General features: G+C 36.2%; 3 protein-coding genes. All 3 read left to right on the top strand.

All coding sequences use genetic code 11. The annotated features are described in order from the left end of the window. Window positions 1-167: 167 nt before the first annotated feature. The 3 genes from JCM10991_RS11270 (at window position 168) to JCM10991_RS13995 (ending at window position 3512) form a co-directional block, all read left to right on the top strand. On the top strand, window positions 168-581 hold the full coding sequence (locus JCM10991_RS11270) for a (deoxy)nucleoside triphosphate pyrophosphohydrolase (protein WP_025021541.1): 414 nt from the start codon (window positions 168-170) through the stop codon (window positions 579-581). Further along, the gene (locus tag JCM10991_RS15945; protein ID WP_225349970.1) at window positions 574-1017 is read left to right on the top strand and encodes a phospholipase D-like domain-containing protein; all 444 of its coding nucleotides are present in this window, start codon (window positions 574-576) and stop codon (window positions 1015-1017) included. Before JCM10991_RS11270 ends, JCM10991_RS15945 begins: the two co-directional genes overlap by 8 nt. Before the next feature lie 194 nt (window positions 1018-1211). Further along, window positions 1212-3512: a DUF3427 domain-containing protein gene (locus tag JCM10991_RS13995; RefSeq protein ID WP_225349969.1), complete on the top strand. Its 2301-nt coding sequence runs from the start codon at window positions 1212-1214 to the stop codon at window positions 3510-3512. The last annotated feature ends 742 nt before the right edge of the window (window positions 3513-4254 follow it).

Here is a 4254-nt window from a genome sequence, read left to right as displayed (position 1 = left end):
GTAAAATTATAGCTTAAATAATAGGCTTTGATATTTGAAGTTACTTTAAAGAAACGAAGTAATAACTTATCAAAAAGAAGATGAAGAAATAGTTATTTAGTTTCAGATCTTAACAATATTCCTAAAAGCTGCTATTCTGAAGATATTAAAGTTAAGGAAGTGGATTTATGAAGGATATTTATGTTGTCGGAGCAGCTTTAATTGAGGATGGCAAAATCTTAATTACTAAACGTAGTAGTGACCGAATTTTAGGTGACCTTTGGGAATTTCCTGGTGGAAAGATTGAAGCTGGTGAAGATGAAAAGCAAGCTCTGATTCGTGAATTAGAAGAAGAATTTAATGATCAAATTCAAGTTGGCGCTAAGGTGGCAACGGGTGTACATGCCTATGATTTTGGAACCATTCATCTAACAGTTTATCTGGCTAAACTTTTGACTAAGAATTTTGATTTGATTGCACATAGTGAAATTTATTGGGCTAAACCAGAAGAATTGTTGACCTTAAATTGGGCGGAAGCAGATATTCCAGCTGCGCAAGCTTTGAGTCAAATGGATTTAACTGAGGTTAAGTTTGATGAATAAAATTAATGAAATGAAAGCAGCCGTTTTAAATTCCTTTTTGGATAAGGAAAAATACCAAGATAGTGCGACCTATGCAGCTCGTTTGATTGCGAATGAACGCCAGGAAAACATGCACGATCAACTTAAATATGAGTTGCAGAGCTGTCAAAGTTTTACCTTTGCAGTAGCGTTTGTAACAGAAGGAGCCTTGCTAGATTTAAAAGTTTGGTTGCAAGATTTGGCGCACCAAGGGATACAGGGGCGAATTTTAACTTCCACCTACCAAAATTTTAATCACCCTAAAGTTTTTACTGAATTAGCCAAGTTACCGAATGTGGAAGTGCGCATCTATCAGCCACCTAAACAAGGTGGTTTTCATGCGAAAGGCTATCTTTTTGATCATGGAGATTACCAAGTTGCAATGATTGGGAGCTCTAATTTGACGGAAAGAGCCTGACAATTAATAAAGAATGGAATTTACGGGTTACTTCTCATGAAAATGGTCAGTTAACGGCAGATTTAGCCCAACAAATTGAAACTGATTGGGAAAAAGCGACGCCACTTACAGCAGAATGGATCGCTGAATACCGACGCACTTGGGTTAGTCCATTTAGGGACACCAAACGGGCAAAAATTGCGCAAATAGGGGATTTGGTAGCGGAAAACGTCGAAGCTGAAAAGTATGCGACGATTCGTCCTAATCAAATGCAAGCAGAAGCCCTACATCAGTTACAAAAATCACGGTTAGCGATGAAACACAAGGCCTTAGTGATTTCTGCAACGGGGACGGGGAAAACTTATTTGGGGGCCTTTGATGTGGCCGCTTATAAGCCTAAGCGTTTCTTATTCATCGTACACCGCGAACAAATTTTACAAAAAGCCTTAGAAAGTTTTCACCAAGTGATTGGTGGAAGCCGGGATAATTTTGGTATTTGGTCAGGAAATCATAAGCAAAATCACGCGCGTTACTTATTTGCGACGATTCAAACCATTTCTAAAGAGGCTAATCTTCGTCAGTTTACCCGTGAAGAGTTTGATTATATTTTAGTCGATGAAGCGCACCGAGCGGGTGCACAATCTTACCAAAAGGTTTTGGCATATTTTCAACCACACTTTCTTTTAGGAATGACGGCGACTCCAGAAAGAAGTGATGATGAGAATATTTACGAACTTTTTGACTATAATGTGGCCTATGAAATTCGTCTCCAAGACGCCTTGAATGAAGATATGTTGGCACCCTTTCATTATGTAGGGCTCAAGGATTATGAGTATCAAGGTGAGATAGTCGATGATCAAACGCCACTAGCGCATTTAGTTAGCGAAGAGCGGGTAGATTATGTTTTGGAACAAAGTCGCTACTACGGTCATGCCGGGGAAAAACTTTATGGTTTAGTTTTTGTGAGTCGTAAGGAAGAAGCGCAAAAAATTGCTGAGCTTTTGACTCAAAAAGGTTATCCGGCACAAAGTTTAACGGGAGCTGATAGTCAAGAAGCACGATTAGCAGCAATTGCGAAACTTGAGCGGGGAGAACTAGCTTATCTGGTGACGGTCGATATTTTTAACGAAGGGATTGATATTCCTTTCATCAATCAAGTTATTATGATGCGGCAGACACAATCGGCCATTGTGTTTGTCCAACAATTAGGACGTGGTTTGCGTAAGGCAAAGGGTAAAGACTACTTAACGGTAATTGACTTCATTGGAAACTACAAGAATAATTATTTAATACCGGTAGCTTTAACGGGGGATAATTCCCGTACTAAGGATGGCGTGCGCGAGAAGGTCAATTTAGAGCCGACTCAAGGTATTTCAACAATTAACTTTACGCAGGTTGCCAAAGATTTAATTTTCAAGCAGCTGGAAAAACAGCGTAATCCATTTAAGCAAGAAATTATTGACGATTTTCATGAACTCAAGCGTCGCTTAGGTAGAATACCTTTGATGACGGATTTCATAAAAAATAACATGGTTGAACCGCAAGCTTTACTTGACAGTCTCTCTAAGCGGGGAAATTATAATGATTTCTTACAGAAAATTGTCAAAGAAGAAGGCGTTAAACTTGGCGAATATGAAAATAAGGTACTCGACTTTTTAACTCAGGAGTTAAGTAATGGGAAAAGAGCGCAGGAATTACTTTTATTGAAGAAGTTGCTATCCCATAAAAAAGTTGCTAAGAAAGATTTTGCGGAGCAACTTCAAAAGCAGGGATATTTAGCTGATGAGGCCACATTAAGTTCGGTGGAACGGGTTTTAAACCTTGATTTTTACACACCAATGACAATTAAAGATTTAACCAAGACCCAAAGGTACCGCTATGGAAATGAACCATTTGTGGAGCTAGTAGCAGGAGATTATCAGTTGACACCAACACTTCGCCAGGCTTTAAAATCAGATTCTGGATTCTGGAAGTTGGCTTTTGACGCTATTCAGGCAGGCATTCTCCAGGCAAAGAACTATCAGCCAGAAGTTAAGTTGACAGTGAATAAACGTTATAAACGTACTGATGTTTGTCGCCTCTTAAATTGGGAACGGCAAATTTCTGGCCAAAACATCGGGGGTTACTATCTTGAAAACCAAACCTGCCCTATCTTTGTGACTTACCACAAAAATGAAGATATTTCTGAAACAATTAAGTATGAGGATGAATTTTTGTCAAATACAGTCATGCATTGCTATACTAAAAATAATCGAACTTTGGGTAAAGGGGAGACTAACAAGATGTTTGCAGGTGTATCTGACGGAGCGCCAAGCAATCGTTATTACTTGTTTGTGAAGGAATCAGATGCCGAAGGGAAGGATTTCTTATATCTTGGCGAATGCGAAGTCGTAAAAGATTCCTTAAGACAGGAGTATCGAACGATAAAGGGGAAACAACATCCAATTGTTTCTTACGATGTGCGATTACAAACTCCAGTTCAGCAAGGATTCTACCATAACCTCATACAAAAGTAAGTGAGAAGATACATACATTTATACATACGATTACACTTAACATAATGCGTATACGTATAAATATATGTATCTTTTTGGCATGTGATAAATACTATTATATCAAGCTATTTTCATTAAGATAAATATAAATGTACATATAATAATATGTATGATGACAAATATAAAACTACATATAAAAGCATGTATGAATTTACGTATAATAAATTGATGGTTCAAGTTAATCGCAAAAATCAAATAGAAATGTTGAGGAGGAAATATTAAATGCAATAATTAGTACGTATAATCACAAATATAAAGATACGTATAAAATTATGTATATTTATACGTAATAAAATACGTATAAATATAGAGGATCCAACATTACATTTTAATTAATTTAAACATTGTGACTTGCTCAGTTATTACAATTAGTTTTTCTGATACGTATTTACGAAAGTCTGTAATAGGCACATATCAAAATAAATAAGAGGTTACGTGCATTTGTACATATAATCATATTTAATATATTACGTATAAATATATGTATCTTTTCAGTATGTGATAAATGTTGATGTATCACGCCATTGTTATTAAGGTAAATATAAGTATAATGATATGTATGATGATAAATATAAAATAGCATATAAAGATATGTGTTTTCGTACGTAGGAAAATATGTATAAAAGCAAAGTATTAATTTTACATTTTTAATCTAACTTCTAATATTGTTACGAATGCCAGTTCAACAAAGGTTAGTCATAAA

The sequence above is a fragment of the Ligilactobacillus equi DSM 15833 = JCM 10991 genome (assembly GCF_000615765.1).
GTDB lineage: Bacteria > Bacillota > Bacilli > Lactobacillales > Lactobacillaceae > Ligilactobacillus > Ligilactobacillus equi.
The sequence above is the reverse complement of the archived record's forward strand: the minus strand, read 5'-3'. Positions and strand labels throughout refer to the sequence as shown.

Excerpts from the sequence above, each read along its gene's own strand:
- JCM10991_RS11270 (WP_025021541.1), top strand. The coding sequence starts at position 168 with ATGAAGGATATTTATGTTGTCGGAGCAGCTTTAATTGAGGATGGCAAA.
- JCM10991_RS15945 (WP_225349970.1), top strand. The coding sequence starts at position 574 with ATGAATAAAATTAATGAAATGAAAGCAGCCGTTTTAAATTCCTTTTTG.